This is a genomic window from Pseudomonas sp. KH_024_B2, from assembly GCF_057839965.1.
In genome coordinates, this window is record NZ_CM174502.1 from 3,608,099 (window position 1) to 3,633,046 (window position 24,948).

Genomic DNA, 24,948 nt, shown 5'->3' on the forward strand with positions numbered 1-24,948 from the left:
AGTCACCTATCCACCTCCGTCGCAGGTTGCGCGAAGCCAGACTCTGGCTCGCTGCAAAATTTTGCAGCGGGCGACGCATTTATTACTTGGGCGCTTTGTTCTCTATCAGGCAATTGCCACCATCGACCACCAGCAACTCACCGGTAATGTAACTGGACTCAGGTGAGGCCAGAAACGTAACGGCAGCAGCCACTTCTTCCGGGCGCCCAGCTCTGCCAACCGGGACATACTTCGCTGCATTCACTTCCTCTGGGGTGCTTGATCCTGTGGCGATCCAGCCCGGTGCGACCGAGTTCACAGTGATTCCAAAGCGCGCGACCTCAAGGGCCAGGCTCATGTTCATACCCACCATTGCGGCTTTGGCCGCAGCATAAGCCGCCTCTCCTGGATTACCTGCCCGAGTGCCAGTCGTGGAGCTGACATTGACGATACGGCCGTAGCGTCTGTTACGCATCCCCGGCAAAATTCCACGGGTCAATAGAAAGGCAGTAGTCAGATTTCGAGCAATCGAAAGATTCCAGCTATCGACACTCATGTCCGCCAGATCGGCAAAAGGCTCCGGATGCCCCTGTGCGGCCATGCCGGCATTGTTCACAAGAATATCAATTCGCCCCCATACCGATTCGGCCCAGGTGGTCAACTCAAGGACTTGATCCTCTTCGCTCAGGTCAGCCGCACGCCCTTGTACTTCAAACCCTGTGGCACGCAACTCCTCCACTCGATCATGAATGCGAGCGCTGCTGCCAGTGACGATCAACCGCACGCCCAAGCTGCCCAGACGCTTCGCAATCGCAAAGCCAATTCCACGTTCACTACCGGCGCCACTGACAAGCGCTACCTGACCACTCCAGTCCGCAACCATCGCCTTTTGCTCCTGTCGTCGGGGATTAGTCCCTGAACTGATGGCAGTCTAGGAGAGAGAAATCAGCTGAGCCATTCAGCGTGGTACTGCATGTTCACGCCTTCGCTTTGATCGCATACAGCCCACCGATAATCACCAACGCTGCGCCGACAACCACCCAGGTATCCGGGTGCTCGGCAAAAACGATTACACCAATCAAAGTGGCGAACACCAGAAGCGCATAGTTGAAAGGCTGCAGGGTAGATGCGGTTGCGTATTTCAGTGCTTGAATGAGGAGAATCTGAGCGATTACTCCCGTCAATGACAGGATCCCCATCAAGAGGCCCTGGACGGGAGTCGGAGTAACCCATGCGGGTAGCCCCGCAAATGTGACCGTCAGGGCACCCACAGTTGCCATAAAGAGCATGTTCGTCGCAAAGGAGTCGTGCTGGCTAATCCGGCGCGTCAGTACGTTGAACACCGCGAACGCCAAAGCAGCCAGCAGGGGGATCAGCGCCGCGAGTTCAAAGACGCTCGCGCCTGGTCGGAGAATGATCAGTGTGCCGGTGAACCCTATGGCCGCAGCAACCCAGCGCCGCAGGCCTATGAACTCCCCAAGCACTGTCCCCGCCAAGGCCAGTGTCATCAGCGGAAATACGGCATAGAGCGCGTGCATTTCGGCCAGACCCAAATATCGTAGCCCCACCGCAAACAGTAGGGTTTCACCCACGGCTAACAGCGCTCGAATGATTTGCAGCCAAGGGTGCTTACTCCGAAACGATTCCTTGACCTGCCCCTGGTAGGCGGCATATCCGAGGGCAAAAACGACAAACACCCAATAACGCACCATGACCAGTTGGGCAACCGGGAAGTCTTTGACAAGCACCTTGGTTATGCCGTCCTGGCTCGCAAAGATAAGCATTGAAAGCAGGCATAAAAAAATCCCGAGTTGGGGCCTTGCGACCCCAGGACTAGCAACAACGGTGGGCGCAGTATTTTTTGTTCGGTCGCTCTTCAATCGCAACTCGGTCATGCCCTCCTCCTTAAAATTTCTGCGACAGCCCGTTTTTTACTTCACCAACCGCGTTTCTCTCGAAGGCCGGTAACCAAAATACGAGCTGTAGCATTTGCTGAAATGGCTCGGCGAAACAAAGCCGCATGCGACCAGCACATCAACCTGAGACAGCTCTGTGTGTTGAAGCAATCGCCGTGCTTCGGTAATGCGTAATTCCAGGTAATACCGCTGTGGTGTGGTACCCAGTTGTTCTTTGAACAAGCGCTCTATTTGTCGACGGGAACGTCCGGCATAGACCGCTAGTTGGTCCATTTGCAGCGGCTCTTCAAGGTTGGCATCCATCAGTTTGACCACCTCTTTAAGGGGGGCGCTCAACGAGATGTTCTGCGTCGGTTTGATACGCCGATACCGCGACTCTTCGAAAGAAAGAATGTCTTCGATGCCCTCGACAAGCGCCTTGCCGTGCAGCCCCTTGATCCACTCGAGGGCCATGTGAAAAGCACCCGCCGGACTCGAAGCCGTAAGCCTGTCTCGATCCATGACAAATGCTTCACTGGTGACATGCGTGACTTTTGAAATTTCTGCGAGCGCGGGTCGGTGCTCGGGATGAATCGCACAACGATACCCTTCAAGCAAACCTGATACGCCCAAAAACCACGCCCCATTCCACAGCCCGGCCAGTGTGATACCAAGTTCCGATGCTGTTTTGAGGATGCTAATCAGCTCGTGATTGACTTTGAGTTCCGTGCGGTAGCCGCCGCATATGACCAACAAATTAAGGTCTTTGAGCGCTGCGACCTCCAAACGCGCATCCGGTCGAATCACCAGGCCGAGGTCGCTGGTGACCTCTCCACCCTGCAACCCAAAGGTTCGTGAAGAGAACAACGAGGGACGCAACAGGTTGGCAGTGACAATCGTATCGAGCGCTTGCGTAAATGCAGGCAACGAGAAGTGCTCGAGCAGTAAAAATCCTGCCCGAGCATGAGCCGTCGGCTCACTCCGAGTCTCTTCCAGATAGCGCAGGTTTTTACCTTTCATACACCCGCTGAAATCTCGTCGTTCGATCACTGTACGCCTCGCTTCTTTACACTAACGAACGCAGCCTTTGTGAAAACCACGGTTGAATCTGCGCATCCGAAGAATCAACCGCTGGCGCCGTGACCAAACTGTTTATGCGAGCTGGAACCCGTGAGCCAGAGGGTCTTTGTCATCGACGAAAATGGTATTGTGACCTATCACCTCAGCCCAGCCGCTGATACTCGGCTTCATGCCGTCGAAGGTTCCGACTTTTACCGGCGCCTCAACCTTTCCTTCATAAATCGTACCGATCAGGCTTTCAAGTCGGTAAATGTCGCCGACGTTCAGACGCCCCTTTCCAAAGAGCTGAGCCATCCGGGCAGAAGTACCGGTACCACCGGGAGAACGATCAATAGCTTTATCACCGTAGAACACTGCGCAGCGGCCATGCACGGTTCTGCTGTGTGGTTTGTCACACCAGATAATGTGGTGAACACCACTGATCCTGCCGTTCTCCGGATGCACAGGGTCACAAATATCCGAGAGAGCTGCGCGCAGCTTCTGGCTCAACCCCACGATGTCGGCCGTCGTCTGCCCTTCTAGTCCAGTCCAACATTCCTGTGGTTCGACCACCGCGTAGAAATTCCCACCGTAGGCGATATCCACCGTAAACGTGCCGACACCTGGCACATCCACCACCACATCGGCGCTGTGCAGGTAGCTGGCTACGTTGAACAAGCGAATGGACTCAACAAATTCGCCGCCCATGGTGTATTCGACATCGACACGTCCTGCCGGTGTTTCAATGGCGAGTTTTCCCGGCTCACGAGGTGTCACCAAGCCCTCTTCAATGACCACGGTCGATAATCCGATGGTGCCCGCTCCACACATCGGCAGGCAGCCGCTGACTTCGATAAACAGCGCACCGAAGTCGCAGTCATCACGTACCGATGGATAGATGATGACGCCGGACATGATGTCGTGTCCCCGGGGCTCGAACATCAATGCGGTGCGTACCCAGTCGTGGTCACGCACGAAAATATCGCGACGCTCCACCATCGATACGGAGGGCATCAGTGGTGCTCCGCCCGCTACAACCCGAACCGGGTTGCCGCACGCGTGCGAATCAATGCAAAAAAAGCTGCGTCTCATACTGATGCCCTTTCAAAGGAGTTTGCTGGGGGAGTGACGCTGCAACGCGCCCCGTGACAGTCGATCCAACAGCAGCGCAATAGCGACAATGGCCAGGCCCGCTCGAAGCCCCAGGCCCATCTCCATCCTGGAGAGGCCACGGGTAACTTCAGCCCCCAGACCGCCTGCCCCTACCAGACCGGCCAGCACGACCATCGCCAGCGACATGAGGATGCATTGGTTCAGGCCTACCAACAGCGTGGGTGCAGCAGTCGGCAGTTCAATTTTGAACAGAATGTCTTTAGGTGAAGCACCGGATGCCTGGCCCAACTCAAGGAGATCCTTGGGCAGCTGCTTGAAGGCCAGGGTCGTCAATCTGAGCATCGGCGGGATGCCGTAAACAATCGTTGCGATGATCGCGGGCACCCGTCCCAAGCTGAACAGCATCACTGCGGGGATCAGGTATACCCAGGGCGGCACGGTTTGCATGATGTTCAGAATCGGCAGCAACGCTTCATCTACACGCTTCACCCGGGCGGCCAAAACCCCCAGCGGGAAAGCGATGGCCACCGAGATCAGGACCGACACACTGACGAGCGCGATCGTCTGGATGGACGCGACCCAAAGGCCAGCGAACAAACAAAAAGCCAACATCACCGCAGCGAAAACAGCGACCCGCTTATTGGCAAAAAAGAAGGCCGCGACGACGACAATACCGATGAATAAATACGGATGGGGAGCAAGCAGCGCTCCTTCCACTGCACCGAGTACCGCCTCAACGACCTGACTGATCCCTTTGAACAGGCCATGTAAATTCGTGTTCAGCCAATCAACGGCAGGAGCCAGGTAATCGCCTGGAGAAAATTGAATGTGCGTTGTCATTGAGAAGCCCCCACCCGCGTCCGTGCGGCGCTCTGCGCCAGACGATCCAGAATCATGGTCAGAATGACGATAGCGATGGCTGCGTTGATCGACTTGGCGATATCCAATGTACGAACGGACCCGTAAATCGCCTCGCCCAAACCGCCCGAACCTACAATGCCGGCGATGACGACCATGCCGAATGCCATCATCAGGCTTTGGTTAACGCCGGCCATGATGCTGGGCATGGCGAACGGTAAGCGGATCTTGAAAAACATCTGCATTCCAGTCACGCCGCTGGCATCTCCCAATTCAATGAACTCCTTGGGCGTCATGCGTATACCCAGAGAGGTCAGTCGTAGAGCCGGGGGAAGCGCGACGATAAAAGTCGCCAACAGCGCCGTGGCCGGGCCGTAGCCGAGCAGCGCAATGGCCGGTAGCAGGTAGATGTAGGGCGGCATCGTTTGGATCAAATCCAGACAAGGATCAACCACACGATCAAAGGCAGGCGCCAGACCCGCGACGACTCCCAGCGGAATGGCGACAGCCAATGCCAACAAGGTAGCGGTGAGCACAAGTGCTAGCGTACTGACTGTCTCTGGCCACAAACCGATGATGTCGCAAAGCAACAATGCCAGACCTGAGAGAATCGCGAAGCGGACGCCGACAACACGCCAGCCAATCAACGCCATGACAATCGCTACGATGTAATGCGGCGGATAAGCGATACACCACAGCACGCCTTCGTAAATGCCCTTCAGCACCGCATTGACGGCATCGAACACGAACTCGCCATTATCCGAAAGCCATTCCAGCCCTGTATCAATGGATGCATCAAACTGACTGGAAAAATCCGGCGTGCTCATGCGGACGCCTCCATCGCATTGGCAGTTGCTACGGGCGCCAATTCATTGGGAATACCTTGCACGCCCCGCAGCAGATCACGGGGGGTAATGATCCCCACCACTGTTCCGTTATCGACGACGGCAAGCGCGTCGCGCTCGGACTTCATCGTCAATCCGATAAGTTCATTGATATCGGCGTCAAGCGAGGTTTTGGTGAGCCTGGAGATGTCGCACGTCGGGTGTGCTGCCTTGTAGGCCTGGACCGACGTCATGACCGAGTGAGCCTTCACCAGATGCAGTCGGGAAATGCCGGCGACAAATTCCGCCACGTAATCGTCAGCCGGATTGAGCACGATCTCCTCGGCGGTGCCCACCTGAATGATGGCGCCATCCTTCATGATCGCAATGCGATCACCGATGCGGATAGCCTCGTCCAGATCGTGGGTAATAAAGACCGCGGACTTGCCCAGCTCCTTGGTCAGCTGGCGGAACTCATCCTGCAACTGTCGGCGAATCAGCGGATCAAGCGCGCTGAACGGCTCATCCATCAAAATCACTTCTGGATCGGCAGTCAGTGCACGGGCCAGTCCGACCCGTTGCTGCATGCCCCCGGACAGCTCGCTGGGATAGCGCGAAGTCCACTCGCTCAATCCAACCTTCGCCAGCGCCTGCTCGGCCACTTTGTAACGTTCAGCCTTGCCCACACCCTGCACTTCCAGGCCAAACGCGGTGTTCTCCAGAACCGTACGGTTAGGCAGCAAGGCAACGCTCTGAAAGACCATACCGATGTGACGCGCCCTCACCTCTCGCAGCTGTGCGGGCGACAAGGATGAAACGTCCTTGCCTTTGACCAGCACCTTCCCCGAGCTAGGGGTGATCAGCTTGTTGAGCAACCTTATAAGGGTGGATTTGCCACTGCCGGACAAACCCATGATGCAAAAGATTTCCCCCCGGCGAACCTGGAGACTGACATCGGAAACCCCGACCACGCAGCCGTAGTTTTGCAGGATCTGGGTCTTTGAAAGACCCTGCTGAACAACCGCATCCATGGCTGCAGGTGCACTTTTACCGAAGATTTTCCAAACCGACTGGCAATCTACCAGCACTTCGTCAGTATTAATTGTGGCCATTGTCATTTCGTAATCCATCGAACCAGTTGTTTACTGGTTTCTCTAACTAATCAAAGGGCGGCAGTGGCAAACAAACAAAACTCAATAGTTCTTGATATTTCCCCAACGACTTACAAGATCTGTATGGCTGTCTATCCAATCCTTGATAGCCTCATCCATGGTCTTGCCATCCTTGACTTCAGCATTCATCGCGGTGATATCCGTGATAGGCACATAAACACTGGCCATCAGTTCACGCGCACGCGGATTGGCTTCAGCGAAGCCTTTGTGTCCGATCCAGTAATAACCCTGCAATGGCGGGAAGACCCCTTTTGGATCTTTCAGGAATTTGAGATCAAATTTCTTGGTCATCCACGAAGGATCCCAAACAGTGACCGCCACCCATTCCTTGCGGTCGACTGCCGACTTTAAAGCCGCCGTCATTGCGGAAGTACTGCCTTCGACCAGCTTCAGCTTGATGTCGTACGCTTTGACCACGTTGTTCGCGTCACTCATCAAACCCGAACCAGGTTCGATGCCTATGATTCTGTTCCCCAGTTTGTCCGCGTTTGCATTCAGCTGTTCGATGGAGTCGATGTCTACGTAACTGGGTACTGCCATGCCCTGATAAAGACCAAAGGAGACCGGTGACAGCTTCTCGATTTTGTTCTTGTTCTTTTTCCAATAATCGGCGGCGGCGTAATCAGTCTGGGATGCCAACACTTGAATATCCCCTTTGCTGAGTGCAGCGTAGGCGATACCCCACTCGGAAAACTCCACTACTTTTACGGTATATCCAGCGTTCTCGAGTACCTTCTTGGTAATGCCGCTGATAGGCACCAAGTCCTCCCAAGACATGGTGCCCATTACTATGTTTTTTTCTTCAGCGTGTGCCTGCAAACTCATCATGCCCACAAGCGCGAGCGCGCAGAATGCCTTCCAAATATTCTTCATGGATTGTTCCGTTCTTATTAGTGACTTATTAAACGGCCTTTATAGGAAAAGCCGACAACTTAAACTTGTTAACCTTCTCGCCCGGCCCAAAACTCATGCCAGCGAATAACCGAACTGACGCCCAGTTTCGTTATTATCTTGGGTGGTAGCTTGCTGGGGCCTGGTGCGTGACTGAAGCTATCGAGAAACTCCGAACGCGTACCCGATGCCAACTCCGCAGCCATCACACCTGCCAGGGTGCTTTTCACAGTACCCAGTCCATTTTCGCAGCAAGCCGAGTACAGGTTTTCTTCAATCTCGCCAAATGCAGCGGCGCTGTTACGACTCAGACACAGACGGCCGGCCCAACTGAATTCCAACGCAGTGGATTTCAATTCGGGAAAGCGGGCATCCAAGGAATGTCGCTGTTCTTTGGCTACCGCAGCTACCCGCTCTGGAGTGACCTGGATACTCGGGTCATAGGTGAACTTTGTCCGGATGACGATACGCGAGAGACCGTCTGAAGAGATCTTGCGAACGGTCGCTCCCATTGGATCAGCCGGCAACAAGGCCCACCGGGCTTTGCCCGGTACATCCTTCCTGAATTCATCATCACTGTACGCTGCCGTCATGGAGGCGTACGTAAACACGTGCAGCAGGCGTCCTTGATAATGACCAAAGTCTTCAATGTGGCCGTTGACCGCCAGAATGACCTTGGGTGCGCGCACCACCCCGTTATGAGACCGAGCAGTCCAACTGCTACCCTGCCTGGACAACTCAATAATTGGAGAGCGCTCATAGAGAGTGATTTCCCCTTCCAGCCCCGCTGCAAGGTCTCTGATGTATTGCGCAGGTTGAATCAACACTGCGCCGGGGGTATAGATCCCACCTTGGTAATAGGTGGACCCCGTGATTTCACGCATTTGCGCTGTATCCAACATCTCGAACTTTTCGCCAATGCGCTCAAGGGATTTGGCGTAATTGACGTTCAGCTTCAATCCCCGCTCAGTGGCGGCAGCGTTGATCTTCCCTGAAGGATCGAAGGTGTCTGCGGACATGCCGTACTCGCGTGCGGCTTGCGCGGCAAAATCAATCGCGAAACGATTTTGCGTGATTTCCAGAGCCGTCGCAGACTCACTGGCAACGGAGTACTCCCCGGACGACAGACTGTGCGGCACATCGATCATGAAGCCAGAGTTTCTGCCTGCCGGCCCCTTGGCGACTTCATGAGCATCGACCACAACAATGCTGTCACCCGGGTGCAGCTGTGAAAGTCTGCGAGCGGCGGAAAGGCCGGCAAAACCGGCACCAATAATCAGCCAATCCGCCGTCACGTTTCCATCAAGCATGCGGACAGGCGCAGTGCGTGCGGAAATCGCCTCCCAACCTGAAACCCCGGTGTCTACCGGCAGGCGCTTGATGGTATGGGTGCTCATTTTTCGGTCTCTTCATCCGACCGATCAGACACATCGATCCAGATGGTTTTGATTTCGGTGTACTGGTCATGGGCAAAAATTGATTTGTCCCGACCGCCGAACCCTGATTCCTTGTAGCCGCCGAAAGGCGTCGACGCATCGCCTTCGCCAAAGCAGTTGACGGTGACGATGCCGGCGCGGATTTCTCGCGACAACTTGATCGCCCGACGCAGGCTGCCGGTATAAACCGAGGCCGCCAGGCCGTATACCGTGTCATTGGCTAGCGCAATGGCTTCGGAGAGCGTGTTGAAGGTGGTGACCGAAAGAATCGGGCCGAAGATCTCTTCCTGGAACAACCGGTTGTTCCGATCCACGCCGTCAATCACCGTCGGCTCTACGAAGGCACCGTCTTTGGTTGCGCCGCCGTACACGACTGCGAGCTTCCCGGCGGTGGCGTGCTCAAGGTACGACCTCACTTTTGCGAAATGTTCAGGGCTGACCAGCGACCCTACGCGGTTTTCCGGATCGAGTGGGTCGCCCATCTTCCATTCGCGGATGTAGGCGCCCATGCGCTCCAGCAGCTCGTCTTTAACAGACGCATGGACGATCAGACGCGAGGTCGCGGAGCAGTTCTCACCCATATTCCAGAACGCGCCATTGACGACATGCTGAGCGACGAGATCCAAATCTTGGGCATCGTCCATCACCACCGCCGGATTTTTTCCGCCGCACTCAAGGACGATGCGTTTCAGGTTCGAATCGGCTGCGTAATGCAGGAAACGGCGGCCGGTCGCGGTGGAACCGGTGAAGCTCACCATGTCGACGTCGTTGTGCAAGCCAATCGGCTCGCCGACCTCTTTGCCCGTGCCGGTCACAATGTTGAGGACACCGGCGGGTATACCGGCTTCAAACGCCAGCTGAGCAACGCGCAACGTGGTCAGCGACGTTTGTTCGGCAGGTTTGACGATGACCGAACAGCCCGCAGCGAGTGCCGGGCCGATTTTCCAGGCCAGCATCAGTAGCGGGAAGTTCCAGGGCAATACGCAGCCCACCACGCCGATCGGCTCCCGGACCACCATGGTCAGCGCGTCGCTGCCCACCGGAGCGGTGTTGTCATAAATCTTGTCGATCAGTTCCGCGTGCCAGCGCAAGGTGTGGATTGTGTCCGGCACATCGACCAGCTGACATTCACTCACAGGCTTGCCGCTATCGAGGCTTTCGAGGACGGCCAGTTCGTGTTGATGGCTTTCAAGCAGGCTCGCAAACTTCAGCAGAACAGCTTTGCGCTCCCGGGGCGAAATCGATCTCCAGCGCCCATCCTCAAAAGCCTCTTTAGCATTAGCGACCGCAAAGTCGACATCCTCAGACGAACAGGCAGCGACGCTAGTCAAAAACTCACCCGTCGCCGGGTTGTTCGTGGCGAAGGTTTTGCCAGAGATCGCGGGCTTGAACGCGCCATTGATGAACGCGTTGGATGGCAACGAAATGTCTTTAGCCAGAGCGGCATATTCGGCCTTGCTCAGAAGATCACCCATGGCTGGCTCCCGAAGTAATGTTGGCTACGTTGCGTTTAAGTTCGGCGATGACCGATGCAAGGCTTTGCTTTTCTTCTGCTTCAAGTGGCTGAAGCGGCAAGCGCACGTCACCTACTTTTAGTCCGGCAACCTCGCAACCGTATTTGATCGACTGCACGAACTTGCCGCCGTCCAAGGCATTCATCAGCGGCATCATCGCCGACATGATTTGACGACCTTTGTCGAAGTTCTTTTCGATCACGCAAGCTTCATAAAGCGCTACGTGTTCCTTGGGCAGGAAGTTGGAACCTGCGCACACCCAACTGCGGGCGCCCCAGGCAAAAAACTCGAGGGCCTGGTCGTCCCATCCGCAGGACAAGGCAATGTTGGGGAACTGCCTGGCCAGCATATGCACCTGGCCCATGTCGCCGGAACTTTCCTTGATGGCGACGACGTTTTTCGATTGGCTGACACGCGTAAAATATTCTTCATCCATCGAAACGCACATGCGCCCCGGATAGTTGTAAAGCATGATCGGCAAGTCCGCTGCGCGATCGATAGTGAGCGCGTGAATCGCGTTTTCCTGGGAGGTTGGCAGCGCGTAAGGCGGGGACGTGACGAGAATGGCGTCCGCTTTGATCGATTTGGCATCCTTGGCGTACTGAACCGCATCTTCGGTACGAATCGCCCCGGTACTGACGATCAGTTGCACCCGAGTGCCGATCACATCTTTGGCGTAGGCCGCCAACTCGGTGCGTTCTTCCGAAGTCTGCGCATAATACTCGCCGGTCGACCCGCCGATAATAATGCCGTGCACCTTCGCCTCAATCAGCGACTCCAAAACTTCCGAGTACACATTCCAGTCAATCTCCCCATCAGAGTTATAAGGAGTTACTGCTGGCGTATAAATACCTTCAAATTTCAAGATAAATGCTCCGAATGCGAGTTAGGTGGAAGATCAACGAGCGCGTCAGCCTTGATGCCTTGAGGCGCGATAAAAATCTCCATGTTTTCACGGGACAGTTCCCAATGCTCAAACACGAGATCAACTACGGCACTTTCATCACGCCATTCAATGGCTTCAATAAAAGCGTCATGATGTCCGGCAGATTGCTCGAGACGTTTCTCCATGTCCCCGTTTTGAGGGCGAAAAAACGTATTGCCGATACGAGCATGATCAATAAGCAGTCTTCCCAGACTAGGTTCCAGGTAATGATTGCAAGCCATTTCGCCCATGATGGCGTGAAACCGATTGTTCTCGACAACCATCGCAAGTGCATCTTTTGAAACGGTGGCTGTGCGAAAGCGTTTCTGGGTTTCTTTTAACTCAATCAATTGACGTGGCTTGAAATTTTGTACCGCCAGGCGGCCAATAGCTGCGTAGATCATTGGCGCTACCAGAAAAAAGTTTCGAAGAGTCGCGTAATTCATGGGAATGACCCGGGCGCCTCGATTCTCTCGAATGTCTATATAACCTTCGCCAGCCAAACGTCTGAAAACTTCACGGACAGGCGTTCGCGAGAGACCATAACGCTCACTAATAACAACCTCGTCCAGCGCTTCATCTGGATCAAGTTCCATTGTCAGAATCTGACGTTTCAAGTCTTCGTAAAGAGCACTTTTGCTGCCTTTCACAAATGACCTCCAGAGGTTGTTTTACCGACTAGTACGGTTAACTGTTGAATCCAGACTGGCATGGGCCAAGAACGCGGTCAATAGAGTGTATTTCTGGCGTATACATTTCTAAATGGGCGCATCACTCATCATAAAAAATAATTTTTCCTTGAAATTCAAGGATTTAAGATTTCCTCGCCGGAGCCGCGACGTCAATCGATAACATTTGTTTATGCATTGATAAGAGTAAATGTTTCTTGTTGATGCATGATTGCCGTCGTAGCCTTACAACACCGATATTCTACCGACGAATTGGAGAAGAAGATTTCTCGCACATTCGTCCCATTAGTTAGGATCCGTTTGCCCGGGCTCGAAGAAGGAGCTGTAGAAATATTGTTATTGATGCAAACCTCGGCATTAAAGAATTGTCTGCATTAGTAAGGACTCAGAAACGAAATGAGTGCACGGATGGCACCACCATCCAAGAAGGCACATTTTTCGTAAGGCGCTTCCTGGACGTGGCAAACCGTTCCGGTTCGCGGATAGAAGCAGCACGGTTTGATGGGCTTGCATCCACAGACGGTACTGCGAACTCAAGACCGTTTAGCCTCATCTCGCTGAGCAGGCTGAACGTGTCGCCCCCCTTGGTATTTTGGAGTGTGTTGACCGTGAGCACTAAATCGGCAGTTTCAAATCTTATCGCGCAGCGCAAGCCTGACCACGCGCTGCCAGGTGCCCTCTATAGCGACCCAGATGTTTATAGGCAGGATCTGGAACAGATCTGGCACAAAAGCTGGATCTTCGCAGGGCACACATTTGAGCTGGAGAAGTCGGGTCAGTACCTGTCGCTGCAAGTCGGCGATTACCCTGTCGCGGTCGTCCGTGGCGCAGATAAACAGATTCGCGCGTTCCACAACTCCTGCCGTCATCGCGGCTCCAAGGTGTGCCCGGAAGCAAGCGGCAAGGTCGCCAAGCTGGTGTGCCCTTACCACAAATGGACATTCGAGCTGGATGGCAGACTGCTTTTCGCCGGGAACATGGGGGACGATTTCGACAAGTCTCAGCATGGTTTGAAACCCGTGCATTGTGAGGTCGTCGAAACCTACATCTATGTGTGCGTCGCTGACGTCGCCCCTGACTTTTCTTCATTCAGAAAATCCGTCACTCCTTTCGTTGCGCCTCATAACCTGGATGACTGCAAAGTCGCGTTTGAGTCGAACATCATCGAGAAAGGCAACTGGAAACTGGTTTTCGAGAACAACCGTGAGTGCTACCACTGCGATTGTACTCACCCGGAATTGATGCACTCATTCGTGGACAACCCATCAGTGGGCGGCGCTGGCGGTGATGAGGATCTCGAACTTAAAGAGCATTGGGACCGCTGCGAAGCGGCAGGTCTGCCTAGCCGATTGGTCATGGACGATGATGGTCGCTTCCGAATGACTCGCATCCCACTGTTTTCGGGGGCCGTCAGCTACACAATGGATGGCAAGCCTGCGGTCGCTGGCCGGTTGGACACAACGGGTGAAGCCAACATCGGTGCGCTGCTTTATTTCAACTACCCATCAACCTGGAACCACTTCCTGGGCGATCACGCGTTGAGCTTCCGCGTTCTGCCTATCGGTCCGAACGAGACGTTGGTCACTACAAAATGGATTGTCAAGAAGGACGCACAGGAAGGTGTCGACTACGACATCGATCGACTCACTAAGGTTTGGCTTGCAACCAATGACCAAGACCGCACCTTGGTGGAAGGTGCGCAGGTAGGGGTTAACTCTCCTGCTTACGAGCCAGGCCCGTTATCGGTGGCCAGCGAAATTGGTGTGTGTCAGTTTGATGATTGGTACTGCAAAACGATGCTTGAGCAGCTCAATGACACGATCCCGTTAAGATCTGTCGGCTAAGTGCAAAACTGCCGGTGGTGAGAACCACGAATGATCACCACCGGCACACCTTTAAGTTCTCCTTGGAGAATACCCGTTAGCCGTGGGCGTCCCGTCATACTCCCCTCCCCGCAACCCAAGTCACTGCTCAGCCTCTGCCAGCGTTCCTTTCTTCTAAACGGCTCAGGAAAACTGGGCGAGAATCCAGTCACGTAGCCGACAACAAGCGTCGTCATTGACCCGGTCTTCACGAAATGTCAGATAGTGCTGGCTTTCATGGAAGACCACTTCCTCTTCGACCGGACGAATCAGCGTGCCGTTTTCGATCAGGTTTGCGACCAGGTGATTCCATCCGAGGGCTACGCCCTGATGGGTCAACACCATGCTTATCACGAGGTTGTAGTCATTCGCGTTGAAAACGTGAGGGCTGTCGTGGGGCCGTTTCTCGATATCAACATCGTGATAAGCCAACCAAACGCCCCAGTCAACGTGCTCCGCTACCTGGGATCTGCCATAGGGGCTGAGGTTTAGCAAAACCCCGTCGCGTAATGCTTCCAGGCTGGATAGCTCAGGATGCTCCTCTTTATAACGAGGTGTGCACACCGGGTAGATGACGTCATGAAACAGCGGATAACTACGGTAGCCATCCTGAATCCTGGCCATCTTGGTGATGAAGATGTCCGGAGTTACACCCGGTTCCATCGACAAAAAGTTTTGAGTGGTCACCAAGTTGAGATCGATGTCTGCGTTCGTCGTGAAAAACCCCGGTAGCTTGGCTGCGAGCCAGAGGGCTGAAAACGCTGGAGAACAGCACAGTGTCAGGGTGCGCTTGCCTGAATTATTGGTGCGAATACGCTCCGCAGCCTGGGAAATGTTGACGAAAGATATCTGTGCAGCATCAAAAAATATGGTTCCGGCTTCCGTCAACTCGACCGCTCGACCCACCCTCTTGAAGAGATCCACCCCAAGGTATGCCTCCAGCTCCCGAATCTGACGACTGATTGCCGCTTGAGTAACGCAAAGTGCTTCTGCCGCACGCGTAAAGCTCTGATATTTGGCAGCTGCTACGAATGACTTCACGGCTTTCAGAGACGGCATTTTCAGCAGCGTCATGTCTGGATCGATGTGCTTAACCATAACCTAGAGTATTGAATGTCCGGTTCGGGGCCACTGGGAGGGCCTTGAGAGATGAGATCGGCGGGAGGGTTCCACCTATAGCGCACGCTTGAGAGTAGCTGAAAGGGAGGGTCTACGACAGGGGGGACGGCGCTTTGCTTAATAAGAAGCGCTTGCGGCGTCGAAATTGGATATCAGTACAGGATCGATAACATAGCGTTATTGATTGGCCAGAAGAAATGTTGTTAGACGCTGACTCTATTAAGGGCGGATGCAGGAGCTGAGTGCAACACGGTTATTGAATTGAAGCCGGGGCATCATGCCGCATAGCCATGGCCTCTTGCATCACTTGGCCCATCACTTCGATTGGACATTTGAAATCGAAACGCTTACGTGGGCGCATGTTCAGTTGCAGCGCTATGGCATCGAGCTCTTCCTGGCTGTGGACTGACAAGTCAGTCCCCTTGGGCAAGTACTGGCGGATCAGCCCGTTGATATTTTCGTTGCTGCCGCGCTGCCAAGGGCTGTGCGGGTCACAGAAATAGATGGCCACACCGGTCTTCTGGGTAATTTCGACGTGCCGCGCCATCTCCCGGCCCTGGTCGTAGGTCATGCTTTTACGCATCGCCAGCGGCATGCGATTGAGCGCCGCACTGAAGCCCTCCATCGCAGAGGTCGCCGTCGCATCATTCATTTTCACCAGCATCAAGTAACCACTGGTACGTTCCACCAGGGTGCCTACAGACGAGGCGTTGGCTTTGCCCTTGATCAGATCGCCTTCCCAATGTCCCGGCATCAACCGGTCTTCAATCTCGGGTGGGCGCACGTGAATGCTGACCATTTCGGGGATCTGGCCTCGCCGATCCACTCCACCAGAGCGAGGCCTACGGGCCGTTTTGCCTTGGCGCAGGCAGATGATCAGCTCCTTGCGAAGCTCACCGACCGGCAGGGCGTAGATCGCGGTGTAGATCGTCTCGCGGCAGACGTAGGCTTCTTTGAGGCTGGGTATGTTCATGCTGCGTAGCTTGCCGGCAATTTGCTCGGGAGACAAACGCTCACGCAGCATATGAGTCACTAACTCGAAACGTTCGCTGCCCGGCAGCAGCTTACGTTTGGGTCGACAGCTGCGGCGGCGAACCTGCATGTAGTGCTGGGCAGCACGTACCGAATAGCGGCCACAGGCTTCTCGGTTGCGGCGCAGCTCCCGGCTTACCGTCGAGGGCGCTCGGTTGATCAAACGGGCGATCCTTCGCTGACTAAAGCCTTGGGCTTGGCCGAGCTGGATGGTGACGCGTTCTTCGACGCTGAGTTCGTTATAGGACATAGGGGCAACACCGTACCGGAAAGGTCAGGTGTTGCACTCAGTTTTTGCGGCCGCCAAGTAATAACTTGGTTCTCAAGGTGCTGCTCAATTCAGCGCCGATAAAACAAAAATAATAAACATCACATAATAAAGAGGATGGTCACAATGACTAATTCCCAACCCTTCTCCCAGCTTGACTGCCCCCAAAAGCACTGTCTTAACTGATCAAGACACGTACACCTAAATTCTTGATCTTACGCCGTAATTGCAGCAGGAGGGGTTATGAGTCTTGGTGACGAGATACTCTCGGTAAAAAACATTTACAAAGTCTTTGGCCCTCAGCCGAAGCTCGCGATGGAGATGCTGGCTCGCGGTGCTGACAAGAATGAAATTTTCAGCAAAACCGGTCAAGTCGTTGGCGTTTTTGATGCCAGTTTCTCCGTAAAACGTGGAGAGATTTTCGTCATCATGGGGCTTTCCGGTTCTGGAAAGTCGACGATGGTGCGGTTGTTCAACCGACTGATCGAGCCAACCTCCGGAACGATCCATCTTAACGGACAAGAAATCACTGGTCTGTCGGACGCTGATCTTCTTAGCGTTCGTCGCAAAGACATGAGCATGGTGTTTCAGTCATTTGCACTGATGCCACACATGAATGTGATCGACAACGTTGCTTTCGGTCTGGAAATCTCTGGTATCGAGGAGAGCGAGCGTCATAAACGTGCACTTGAGGCACTCAAACAGGTGGGTCTCGAGGGGCACGCCTACAGCTATCCGCACCAACTGTCTGGCGGTATGCAGCAGCGCGTGGGTCTAGCCCGAGCTCTGGCCAATGACCCCGCCATCCTGCTGATGGACGAAGCCTTCTCTGCTCTCGACCCATTGATTCGCAGCGAAATGCAAGGCGAATTGATCCGCCTGCAGGCAGAACAACATCGCACCATCATCTTTATCTCGCATGACATTGACGAGGCGATTCGCATCGGACATCGCATTGCGATTATGGAGGGTGGACGGGTGGTACAGATCGGTACGCCTCAAGAGCTACTTTGCAACCCGGCGAACGATTACGTCAAAGCTTTCTTCAAAGGTTTCGATGCCTCGAAGATCCTGAAGGCTGGCGATGTTGCCAAGATTTGTGCGGAGCACCCCTACGCCTTGGATCAGTCCACACCCACGCTGCAGGCTGACGTTCCACTTCATGACGTCTTTCACATCGTCGCCAATGCCGTTAACCCGGTTGCCGTGCTGGATCGCCAGGGTGTTTTCAAAGGCACGATCTCCAAGAGCCTACTGCTCCAGACAATGAGTCGTCACTAATGGTCTCTACTCGCTGGCTTGCCAGGCTCAGACATTCAGGTGGTTAGCATGAACGAATTCAGTCTTCTAGACCCGTTTCAATCCATCAACATCCCTTTGGGCCAATGGGTAGAAGTTGCCCTGAATTATTTGGTCCATAATTTTCGCGAAATATTTCGTTCGATAAGATGGCCTATCGATCAAGTTCTTAATGGCATTCAGTACGGTTTGCTGTCTATTCCTCCGTCGATATTTATTATTATCGCGATGCTCTTTGGCTGGCAGGTGGGTGGAAAAAAAATAGGTATCCTTTGCTTCGTTACCCTCACTCTATTAGGAGTGATCGGAGTGTGGAATGACGCCATGATCACCCTCGCTCTGGTGCTCACTTCACTGTTTTTCTGCGCGGTTATTGGCATACCGCTGGGTGTCCTGTGTGCCCGTAGTGACCGGTTGGAGATGCTTCTTCGCCCGGTACTCGACGCAATGCAAACGCTGCCTGCATTTGTTTACCTGGTACCCGTCGTAATGCTGTTTGGTATCGGGAATGTACCGGGTGTGCTGGTCACGATCATCTTTTCGGTGGCACCACTTGTCAGGCTCACTAACCTGGGAATTCGGCAAGTGCCGGAAGATAAGGTTGAGGCCGCCAGGGCTTTCGGATGTACTCCGCGCCAAATGCTGAGGCGAGTTCAACTTCCTTTAGCTGCACCGACGATCATGGCGGGTTTGAATCAGGCATTAATGTTGTCACTTTCGATGGTGGTGATCGCATCAATGATTTCGGTTGGCGGGTTGGGAATGATGGTGCTTCGTGGGATTGGCCGCCTTGATATGGGCTTGGCAACCGTCGGTGGCGTGGGCCTGGTATTGCTGGCGATTTTCCTTGACCGCCTGACACAAGCGATGGGCGAGCGCAGTAACAGAGCAACCAAAGGTGAGCACTGGTACCAAACAGGCCCTGTGGGTGTGTTTTATCGCATGAAAAGAAAAAATACCGTTAGAACAATAGAAGTTAGTCCCAAAGAAAGCTAACCCGCTTAGCGGCGCGTCGGGAACCAAAAGAACTGCCAACATCTTAACCCAGCCAAGGTAAACGATAATGAACTTCACAACATTCGGAATAAAACAGAAATTCATTCATTCTGTGGCGCTTTTAGTACTAGCGGTTTCACCTGTTTTCGCATCAGCCGCCACGGCGCAGGAGCCCGGAAAAGGGGGGCGGCCGCAAAAACTGAGTGCAACACCTGACCTTTCCGGTACGGTGTTGCCCCTATGTCCTATAACGAACTCAGCGTCGAAGAACGCGTCACCATCCAGCTCGGCCAAGCCCAAGGCTTTAGTCAGCGAAGGATCGCCCGTTTGATCAACCGAGCGCCCTCGACGGTAAGCCGGGAGCTGCGCCGCAACCGAGAAGCCTGTGGCCGCTATTCGGTACGTGCTGCCCAGCACTACATGCAGGTTCGCCGCCGCAGCTGTCGACCCAAACGTAAGCTGCTGCCGGGCAGCGAACGTTTCGAGTTAGTGACTCATATGCTGCGTGAGCGTTTGTCTCCCGAGCAAATTGCCGGCAAGCTACGCAGCATGAACATACCCAGCCTCAAAGAAGCCTACGTCTGCCGCGAGACGATCTACACCGCGATCTACGCCCTGCCGGTCGGTGAGCTTCGCAAGGAGCTGATCATCTGCCTGCGCCAAGGCAAAACGGCCCGTAGGCCTCGCTCTGGTGGAGTGGATCGGCGAGGCCAGATCCCCGAAATGGTCAGCATTCACGTGCGCCCACCCGAGATTGAAGACCGGTTGATGCCGGGACATTGGGAAGGCGATCTGATCAAGGGCAAAGCCAACGCCTCGTCTGTAGGCACCCTGGTGGAACGTACCAGTGGTTACTTGATGCTGGTGAAAATGAATGATGCGACGGCGACCTCTGCGATGGAGGGCTTCAGTGCGGCGCTCAATCGCATGCCGCTGGCGATGCGTAAAAGCATGACCTACGACCAGGGCCGGGAGATGGCGCGGCACGTCGAAATTACCCAGAAGACCGGTGTGGCCATCTATTTCTGTGACCCGCACAGCCCTTGGCAGCGCGGCAGCAACGAAAATATCAACGGGCTGATCCGCCAGTACTTGCCCAAGGGGACTGACTTGTCAGTCCACAGCCAGGAAGAGCTCGATGCCATAGCGCTGCAACTGAACATGCGCCCACGTAAGCGTTTCGATTTCAAATGTCCAATCGAAGTGATGGGCCAAGTGATGCAAGAGGCCATGGCTATGCGGCATGATGCCCCGGCTTCAATTCAATAACCGTGTTGCACTCAGCTCCTGCATCCGCCAAGTATCAATCACCCCAATTTTCCCGTCAATTGCCGAAGAGCGATTTCGCGGAGAGATTGCAATGGCGGGCCTCAAGGAATTGGGCTACGACGTTGAGACTCCTAAGGAAACCGAGTACTCCACCATGATGGTTGCGATTGCCAATGGTGACGCTGATTTCTCGGTGCATTTGTGGGAGACACTGCACGACTCCTTCTACAAAAAGGCCGGCGGTGATGAGACGATGGTTAAAACCGGCGATATTATGCCGGGTGTGTTGCAGGGATACATGATTGACAAAAAAACTGCCGATGAACACCACATCACGTCTATCGCAGATTTGCAGAAACCGGAAATTGCCAAACTGTTCGATGCTAATGGTGACGGTACAGCTGACCTCACTGGTTGCAACCCGGGTTGGGGCTGCGAGCTCGTCATTGCGCACCATATGAAAGCCTATGACCTGATGAAGACCGTTACCAATAACCAGGGCTCTTATTTTGCTTTGATGGCTGACACCATTGCCCGTTATAAACAAGGTAAGCCGATTCTCTATTACACCTGGGTGCCTCAGTGGATCTCCGGTGTTCTGGTCGAAGGTAAAGATGTTGTGTGGCTAACCGTGCCGCGTACGGATCTTCCAGGTGGCAAAAACGATACCAACACTACCTTTAATGGTAAAAACCTTGGCTTCGCGGTAGACAGTGTCAAAGCGGTTATTAACAAAGAGTTCGCCGAGAAAAACCCAGTCGCCGTGAAGTTCCTGTCTGAAATGCAGATCACTACCGACGATGAAAGCGCGCAAAATCTCAAAATGCACAATGGTGAAAAAAGTGCAGCTGACATTACGCGGCACGCCAAAGAGTGGATCGCGGCCCATCGCGCGAAGTACGACAGCTGGCTGGCGGACGCGCGCGCCGCGGCTAATGCCGCCACCGCGAAGAAATAATCTGTTCTTCTAAAACTGCGTAAAAAGTTGCCCTTCACTGGGCAACTTTTATCCGTTTCAGCATTCATCATTCAGGAATCATGAAATGCAGTTGTATTCATTCGTCCAGAATTTCAATTACATGGACGCGCCTCTGCATACACGCGAGCTGGTTAAAACTTGCCTGCTTGACATCATTGGTGTGGCCGCCGGAGCCCGCGACAATCAAACCAGCGTGATGCTCAAAACCTACGCTGACACCCACTACTCTGCCAACAAGCTGTCCAGCCGCCTTTGGTTCGACGGCAGGGCCGTACATCCATTGGGTGCCGCGTATGCAGGCGGTTTTTGCGTTGATAGCCTGGATGCACATGAAGGTCACTTCACCTCCAAGGGGCATGCGGGTGCAACCGTTGTCCCGGCCATTGTTGCATTGGTAGACGCGTATCGCAGTCAAGGCAAAGACATCAGCGGTGAGGAATTCCTCAGCGCACTGTGCATCGGGTACGAGACCGCCTTGCGTGCGGGCCAGGCCTTGATGGCCACCGCCCCGGAATATCATGCCTCAGGTGCATTTTCCGGGATCGGGGTAGTTTGCGCCGGAGCCCGCCTGCTGAAGCTTGATGAAACGACGTTCCGTCATGCTCTGGGTATCGCGGAATACTTTGGCCCGAGGTGTCCGATGATGCGCCTCGTGAGCTTTCCAACGATGTTGCGTGATGCCCACGGCGCCGGGGCGTATGCTGGACTCAACGCCCTATTGATGGCGCAGATGGGTGTGACTGGCGCTCCAGCCGCCACCGTTGAACCTCTGGAGATTTCCACTTTCTGGCAGGACATCGGCACCCGCTGGGAGATCGATGAGCAATATTTCAAACCGTGGCCGGTATGTCGCTGGGCGCAACCGGCACTCACGGCCATGACCGATTTGATGCGAGCACATCCAGTCATCACTGCTGAGTTGATCGAGACCATAGATGTCGAGACATTCCACGAGTCTGTGTGCTTGCAGGGGCACTTTCCGAAGAATGCGGACGAGGCCCAGTATGCGCTAGCGTTCCCACTCGCCGCCTTGATCGTTCGCGCAAAGCTGGGCCCTAACGAAGTCACCGGGGATTCGATTCATGCGCCGGACATCTTGAACATCAGCGGGAAGATAACCCTTCATGAGGCGCCTGACCTTTCCGCCAGGTTCCCGGAGGAAATTCTCTCTCGCGTGACCGTTACCCTGAAAGACGGCACGCGTCTTACGAGCCCAACGGCGACGGCCAAGGGCGACCCCGGCAACCCTATGTCGAGTGAAGAACTCACAGCTAAATACCATTTACTGGCTGATGACAGCTTGGGAACCACGCTCAGCAATGCAATCAAGAACAGTGTTGAAGCATTGCCCGGCAGTGATGACTGCCAATCATTCTTTGATTTGTTGCTGTCCGCTCCAAAAATCGCTGTCTAGATTCCGCAACGGTTTCTTGGCTATTCGTTCAGGTGTCAAAGAGGATTTATGCCATTCGTATTCGAGAGCGTGCTTAAAGACAAGAATATGGGGTACTCCTATACGGCTGAGAAACCATTGAAGCCGCAGGCGGTGACTCGTGTAGCTTTCGTGCTTTTGAACAATTTCTCGATGATGTCATTCACCGGCGCTATCGATGCGCTGGTGACCGCTAACCTGATTAGCGAGACACCGGCGTTTGAGGTGCTTACTGTCGGCATCAAGAGCCGTCTGGTAATGAGCGATCTGGGAATTGCAATTTCAGCAGACCTGGAGCTATCACAATTACCCGATCGTATCGACGTTCTCATCGTCGCCGGTGGTTTACGGGTCAAACTGATCAGCGACCCACTATTACGGCGCAAGCTACGTAACGTCGCCTCTCTTGGCGCGACCATGGGCGGTTTGTGGAACGGCGCATTTTTCCTGGCGGAAGCTCAGCTAATGGACGGTTTCGAGTGCGCTTTCCATCCAGATGGGCGAGCGATGATGGAGGATGTTTTCCCCAAAGTCCTGGTCTCCTGTCGAACTCACGTTATAGATAGAAACCGTATCACATGCGCCGGCGCCAGTAGCTCGTTACGAATGATGCTGGAGCTCATCACCGCTAAACAAGGCGTGTCGCTGACCCATGCTGTAGAGGAGATACTCAGCTGCGATCAAACCTCCGAAGTCTCTGGGATATCGACTGTCATAGTTGACTCTGACCCCACCTTGCCACAAACCCTAAAGTTCGCTTTAGAACTTATGCAACAGAACATCGAAGAGCCGCTATCGATCGATGAACTGGCTGATTGTGTGAACATTTCCCGACGACAATTGGAGCGTCGCTTCTGCCGTTTTGTCGGCGCCACGCCCACGCGTTACTACCTTGAGCTGCGCTTGACTCGAGCGCGACAGCTTATTCTGCAGAGCAATCGGCCGATTACCGATATCGCGATTGCAACCGGCTTTTGCAGTTTCGCCAACTTCCATATGCGTTTTCGTGACTTCTTTGGCGTAGCGCCCAGTAGTTATAGAGCGACGTATGAGCGCAGGCGCTAAGTTTTCCGAAACCCAGGCACGCAAAGAAACACAAGAAACCCGCACTGTCTAAGCCGAGCAAATGATGGCTAGTGTTCCGTGCGGATAATTAATTTATCTAAATGAACAGTGGAGATATACTGCGGGCCCAACGTCATGGATTGATTATGCGCATGGCCCGTCCCACTTCTCCCTTTGCTCTAACCTCCTCCGATCTCGCCACTTTGCAGGGCTGGCTACGGATGGGCACCTTGAAGCAGAACCTCGCACAACGCGCGCGAATCCTGCTGCTCCTGGCCGATGGTTTGACACCCAAAACGATCAGCGAACAGATGCAGGTAACGCCGCCGACGGTTTTCAAATGGCGCAAGCGCTACCTGGAGGCCGGGATTGAAGGGTTGACCGACCTGCCTCGCAGCGGCCAGCCGCATAAGCTCAGCGCCCAAAAGATGAAGGAAATTCTGACGCTGACCACCCAGCGCGTACCTCGTGAGGCGACGCATTGGAGTGTGCGCCTGATGGCCAAGTACGCGCAGGTCACCACGTGGCAAGTTCGGCAGGTCTGGGCCGCCTCCGACCTCAAGCCGCATCGCCTGAAGACGTTCAAGATCAGCAACGATCCCCTTTTTGCCGACAAGGTGGTCGATGTGGTCGGGCTTTACCTGAACCCGCCGGATAACGCCTTGGTGCTCTCGGTTGACGAGAAAACCCAGATCCAGGCACTGGATCGTACTCAACCGATGTTGCCACTGCGTCCGGGCCAAATCGAGCGTCGAACCCACGATTACAAACGCCACGGGACGGCAAGTCTGTACGCTGCTTTTGACATCTTGACGGGCAAGGTCATCGGGCGGATTACCCAGCGTCACCGGGCCAAGGAGTTTCTGGCCTTCCTGCAACAGATTGATCGCAGTACGCCCGCCGAACTGGATCTGCATGTGATCCTGGACAACAGTTCGACCCACAAGACCGTCGCGATCAAGCAGTGGTTGGAGAAGCATCCCCGCTTCAAGCTGCACTTCACGCCGACCAGCGCCTCATGGTTGAACGCCGTGGAAGGCTGGTTCGCTCAACTGGAAAGACGAGCCCTGTATCGAGGGGCGTTTACCAGCGTCACCGATTTGAAGGCAACCATCCGCCAGTTTATTGAAGTGCACAACGAGCACTCAGCGAAACCATTCAAGTGGAACAAAACCGCTGAGACCATCATCAGTTCGGTGCATAAGGCAAAGCTGGGGGCGATAAAAAATAGATTAATGAATTAACCGTACAGGCCACTAGCATCATCAATAA

Annotated in this window: 22 protein-coding genes; 8 read left to right on the forward strand and 14 right to left on the reverse strand. The window is 54.3% G+C overall.

What is annotated here, in order from left to right:
- Nucleotides 1-82: 82 nt before the first annotated feature.
- The 12 genes from AC3I0A_RS16725 to AC3I0A_RS16780 form a co-directional block, all read right to left on the reverse strand.
- Nucleotides 83-862 (reverse strand): SDR family NAD(P)-dependent oxidoreductase, encoded by a 780-nt coding sequence (locus tag AC3I0A_RS16725; RefSeq protein ID WP_489373207.1) that lies wholly within the window; start codon nt 860-862, stop codon nt 83-85.
- A 94-nt stretch (nt 863-956) separates the two neighbouring features.
- Entirely contained in the window at nt 957-1,874 is a 918-nt protein-coding gene (locus AC3I0A_RS16730) for a DMT family transporter (RefSeq protein WP_489373209.1), read from the reverse strand.
- Nucleotides 1,875-1,910: 36 nt separating this feature from the next.
- Nucleotides 1,911-2,924 carry a GlxA family transcriptional regulator gene (locus tag AC3I0A_RS16735; protein ID WP_489373211.1) on the reverse strand — a complete coding sequence of 338 codons (1,014 nt, stop codon included), beginning with the start codon at nt 2,922-2,924 and terminating at the stop codon, nt 1,911-1,913.
- A gap of 102 nt (nt 2,925-3,026) precedes the next feature.
- Complete coding sequence (locus AC3I0A_RS16740) at nt 3,027-4,025, reverse strand: 4-hydroxyproline epimerase (protein WP_489373213.1); 999 nt, start codon at nt 4,023-4,025, stop codon at nt 3,027-3,029.
- A 12-nt stretch (nt 4,026-4,037) separates the two neighbouring features.
- Nucleotides 4,038-4,886: an ABC transporter permease gene (locus tag AC3I0A_RS16745; protein ID WP_489373215.1), complete on the reverse strand. Its 849-nt coding sequence runs from the start codon at nt 4,884-4,886 to the stop codon at nt 4,038-4,040.
- On the reverse strand, nt 4,883-5,731 hold the full coding sequence (locus AC3I0A_RS16750; RefSeq protein ID WP_489373217.1) for an ABC transporter permease: 849 nt from the start codon (nt 5,729-5,731) through the stop codon (nt 4,883-4,885). The genes AC3I0A_RS16745 and AC3I0A_RS16750 overlap by 4 nt, the downstream gene beginning before the upstream one ends.
- Nucleotides 5,728-6,846 (reverse strand): quaternary amine ABC transporter ATP-binding protein, encoded by a 1,119-nt coding sequence (locus tag AC3I0A_RS16755; RefSeq protein WP_489373219.1) that lies wholly within the window; start codon nt 6,844-6,846, stop codon nt 5,728-5,730. Before AC3I0A_RS16755 ends, AC3I0A_RS16750 begins: the two co-directional genes overlap by 4 nt.
- 75 nt (nt 6,847-6,921) lie before the next feature.
- Complete coding sequence (locus tag AC3I0A_RS16760) at nt 6,922-7,773, reverse strand: glycine betaine ABC transporter substrate-binding protein (protein ID WP_489373221.1); 852 nt, start codon at nt 7,771-7,773, stop codon at nt 6,922-6,924.
- A 68-nt stretch (nt 7,774-7,841) separates the two neighbouring features.
- Nucleotides 7,842-9,188: an NAD(P)/FAD-dependent oxidoreductase gene (locus tag AC3I0A_RS16765; protein WP_489373223.1), complete on the reverse strand. Its 1,347-nt coding sequence runs from the start codon at nt 9,186-9,188 to the stop codon at nt 7,842-7,844.
- On the reverse strand, nt 9,185-10,702 hold the full coding sequence (locus AC3I0A_RS16770; protein ID WP_489373224.1) for an aldehyde dehydrogenase: 1,518 nt from the start codon (nt 10,700-10,702) through the stop codon (nt 9,185-9,187). Before AC3I0A_RS16770 ends, AC3I0A_RS16765 begins: the two co-directional genes overlap by 4 nt.
- Nucleotides 10,695-11,606 (reverse strand): dihydrodipicolinate synthase family protein, encoded by a 912-nt coding sequence (locus AC3I0A_RS16775; protein ID WP_489373226.1) that lies wholly within the window; start codon nt 11,604-11,606, stop codon nt 10,695-10,697. Before AC3I0A_RS16775 ends, AC3I0A_RS16770 begins: the two co-directional genes overlap by 8 nt.
- Complete coding sequence (locus AC3I0A_RS16780) at nt 11,603-12,316, reverse strand: GntR family transcriptional regulator (protein ID WP_489373228.1); 714 nt, start codon at nt 12,314-12,316, stop codon at nt 11,603-11,605. Before AC3I0A_RS16780 ends, AC3I0A_RS16775 begins: the two co-directional genes overlap by 4 nt.
- Before the next feature lie 647 nt (nt 12,317-12,963).
- Between AC3I0A_RS16780 and AC3I0A_RS16785 the strand changes: the two genes are divergently transcribed.
- The gene (locus tag AC3I0A_RS16785; RefSeq protein ID WP_489373229.1) at nt 12,964-14,199 is read left to right on the forward strand and encodes an aromatic ring-hydroxylating oxygenase subunit alpha; all 1,236 of its coding nucleotides are present in this window, start codon (nt 12,964-12,966) and stop codon (nt 14,197-14,199) included.
- Between the two features lie 162 nt (nt 14,200-14,361).
- Here AC3I0A_RS16785 and AC3I0A_RS16790 read toward each other — a convergent pair whose 3' ends face one another.
- Together AC3I0A_RS16790 and AC3I0A_RS16795 are read right to left on the reverse strand one after the other, a co-directional pair.
- Nucleotides 14,362-15,315, reverse strand: a complete 954-nt coding sequence (locus AC3I0A_RS16790) for a LysR family transcriptional regulator (protein WP_489373230.1) — start codon at nt 15,313-15,315, stop codon at nt 14,362-14,364.
- A 274-nt stretch (nt 15,316-15,589) separates the two neighbouring features.
- The gene (locus tag AC3I0A_RS16795) at nt 15,590-16,618 is read right to left on the reverse strand and encodes an IS30 family transposase (RefSeq protein ID WP_489372379.1); all 1,029 of its coding nucleotides are present in this window, start codon (nt 16,616-16,618) and stop codon (nt 15,590-15,592) included.
- A 261-nt stretch (nt 16,619-16,879) separates the two neighbouring features.
- Here AC3I0A_RS16795 and AC3I0A_RS16800 point away from each other — a divergent pair, with 261 nt between their 5' ends.
- The 7 genes from AC3I0A_RS16800 (at nt 16,880) to AC3I0A_RS16830 (ending at nt 24,920) form a co-directional block, all read left to right on the forward strand.
- Nucleotides 16,880-17,917 (forward strand): quaternary amine ABC transporter ATP-binding protein, encoded by a 1,038-nt coding sequence (locus AC3I0A_RS16800; RefSeq protein WP_489373232.1) that lies wholly within the window; start codon nt 16,880-16,882, stop codon nt 17,915-17,917.
- A gap of 48 nt (nt 17,918-17,965) precedes the next feature.
- Entirely contained in the window at nt 17,966-18,931 is a 966-nt protein-coding gene (proW, locus tag AC3I0A_RS16805; RefSeq protein WP_489373233.1) for a glycine betaine/L-proline ABC transporter permease ProW, read from the forward strand.
- Between the two features lie 240 nt (nt 18,932-19,171).
- The gene (locus AC3I0A_RS16810; RefSeq protein ID WP_489372379.1) at nt 19,172-20,200 is read left to right on the forward strand and encodes an IS30 family transposase; all 1,029 of its coding nucleotides are present in this window, start codon (nt 19,172-19,174) and stop codon (nt 20,198-20,200) included.
- Entirely contained in the window at nt 20,175-21,158 is a 984-nt protein-coding gene (proX, locus tag AC3I0A_RS16815; protein WP_489373234.1) for a glycine betaine/L-proline ABC transporter substrate-binding protein ProX, read from the forward strand. Before AC3I0A_RS16810 ends, proX begins: the two co-directional genes overlap by 26 nt.
- An 85-nt stretch (nt 21,159-21,243) precedes the next feature.
- Nucleotides 21,244-22,593, forward strand: a complete 1,350-nt coding sequence (locus tag AC3I0A_RS16820) for an MmgE/PrpD family protein (RefSeq protein ID WP_489373236.1) — start codon at nt 21,244-21,246, stop codon at nt 22,591-22,593.
- Nucleotides 22,594-22,641: 48 nt separating this feature from the next.
- Complete coding sequence (locus AC3I0A_RS16825; protein ID WP_489373238.1) at nt 22,642-23,676, forward strand: GlxA family transcriptional regulator; 1,035 nt, start codon at nt 22,642-22,644, stop codon at nt 23,674-23,676.
- 152 nt (nt 23,677-23,828) lie between these two features.
- On the forward strand, nt 23,829-24,920 hold the full coding sequence (locus tag AC3I0A_RS16830; protein WP_489372455.1) for an IS630 family transposase: 1,092 nt from the start codon (nt 23,829-23,831) through the stop codon (nt 24,918-24,920).
- The last annotated feature ends 28 nt before the right edge of the window (nt 24,921-24,948 follow it).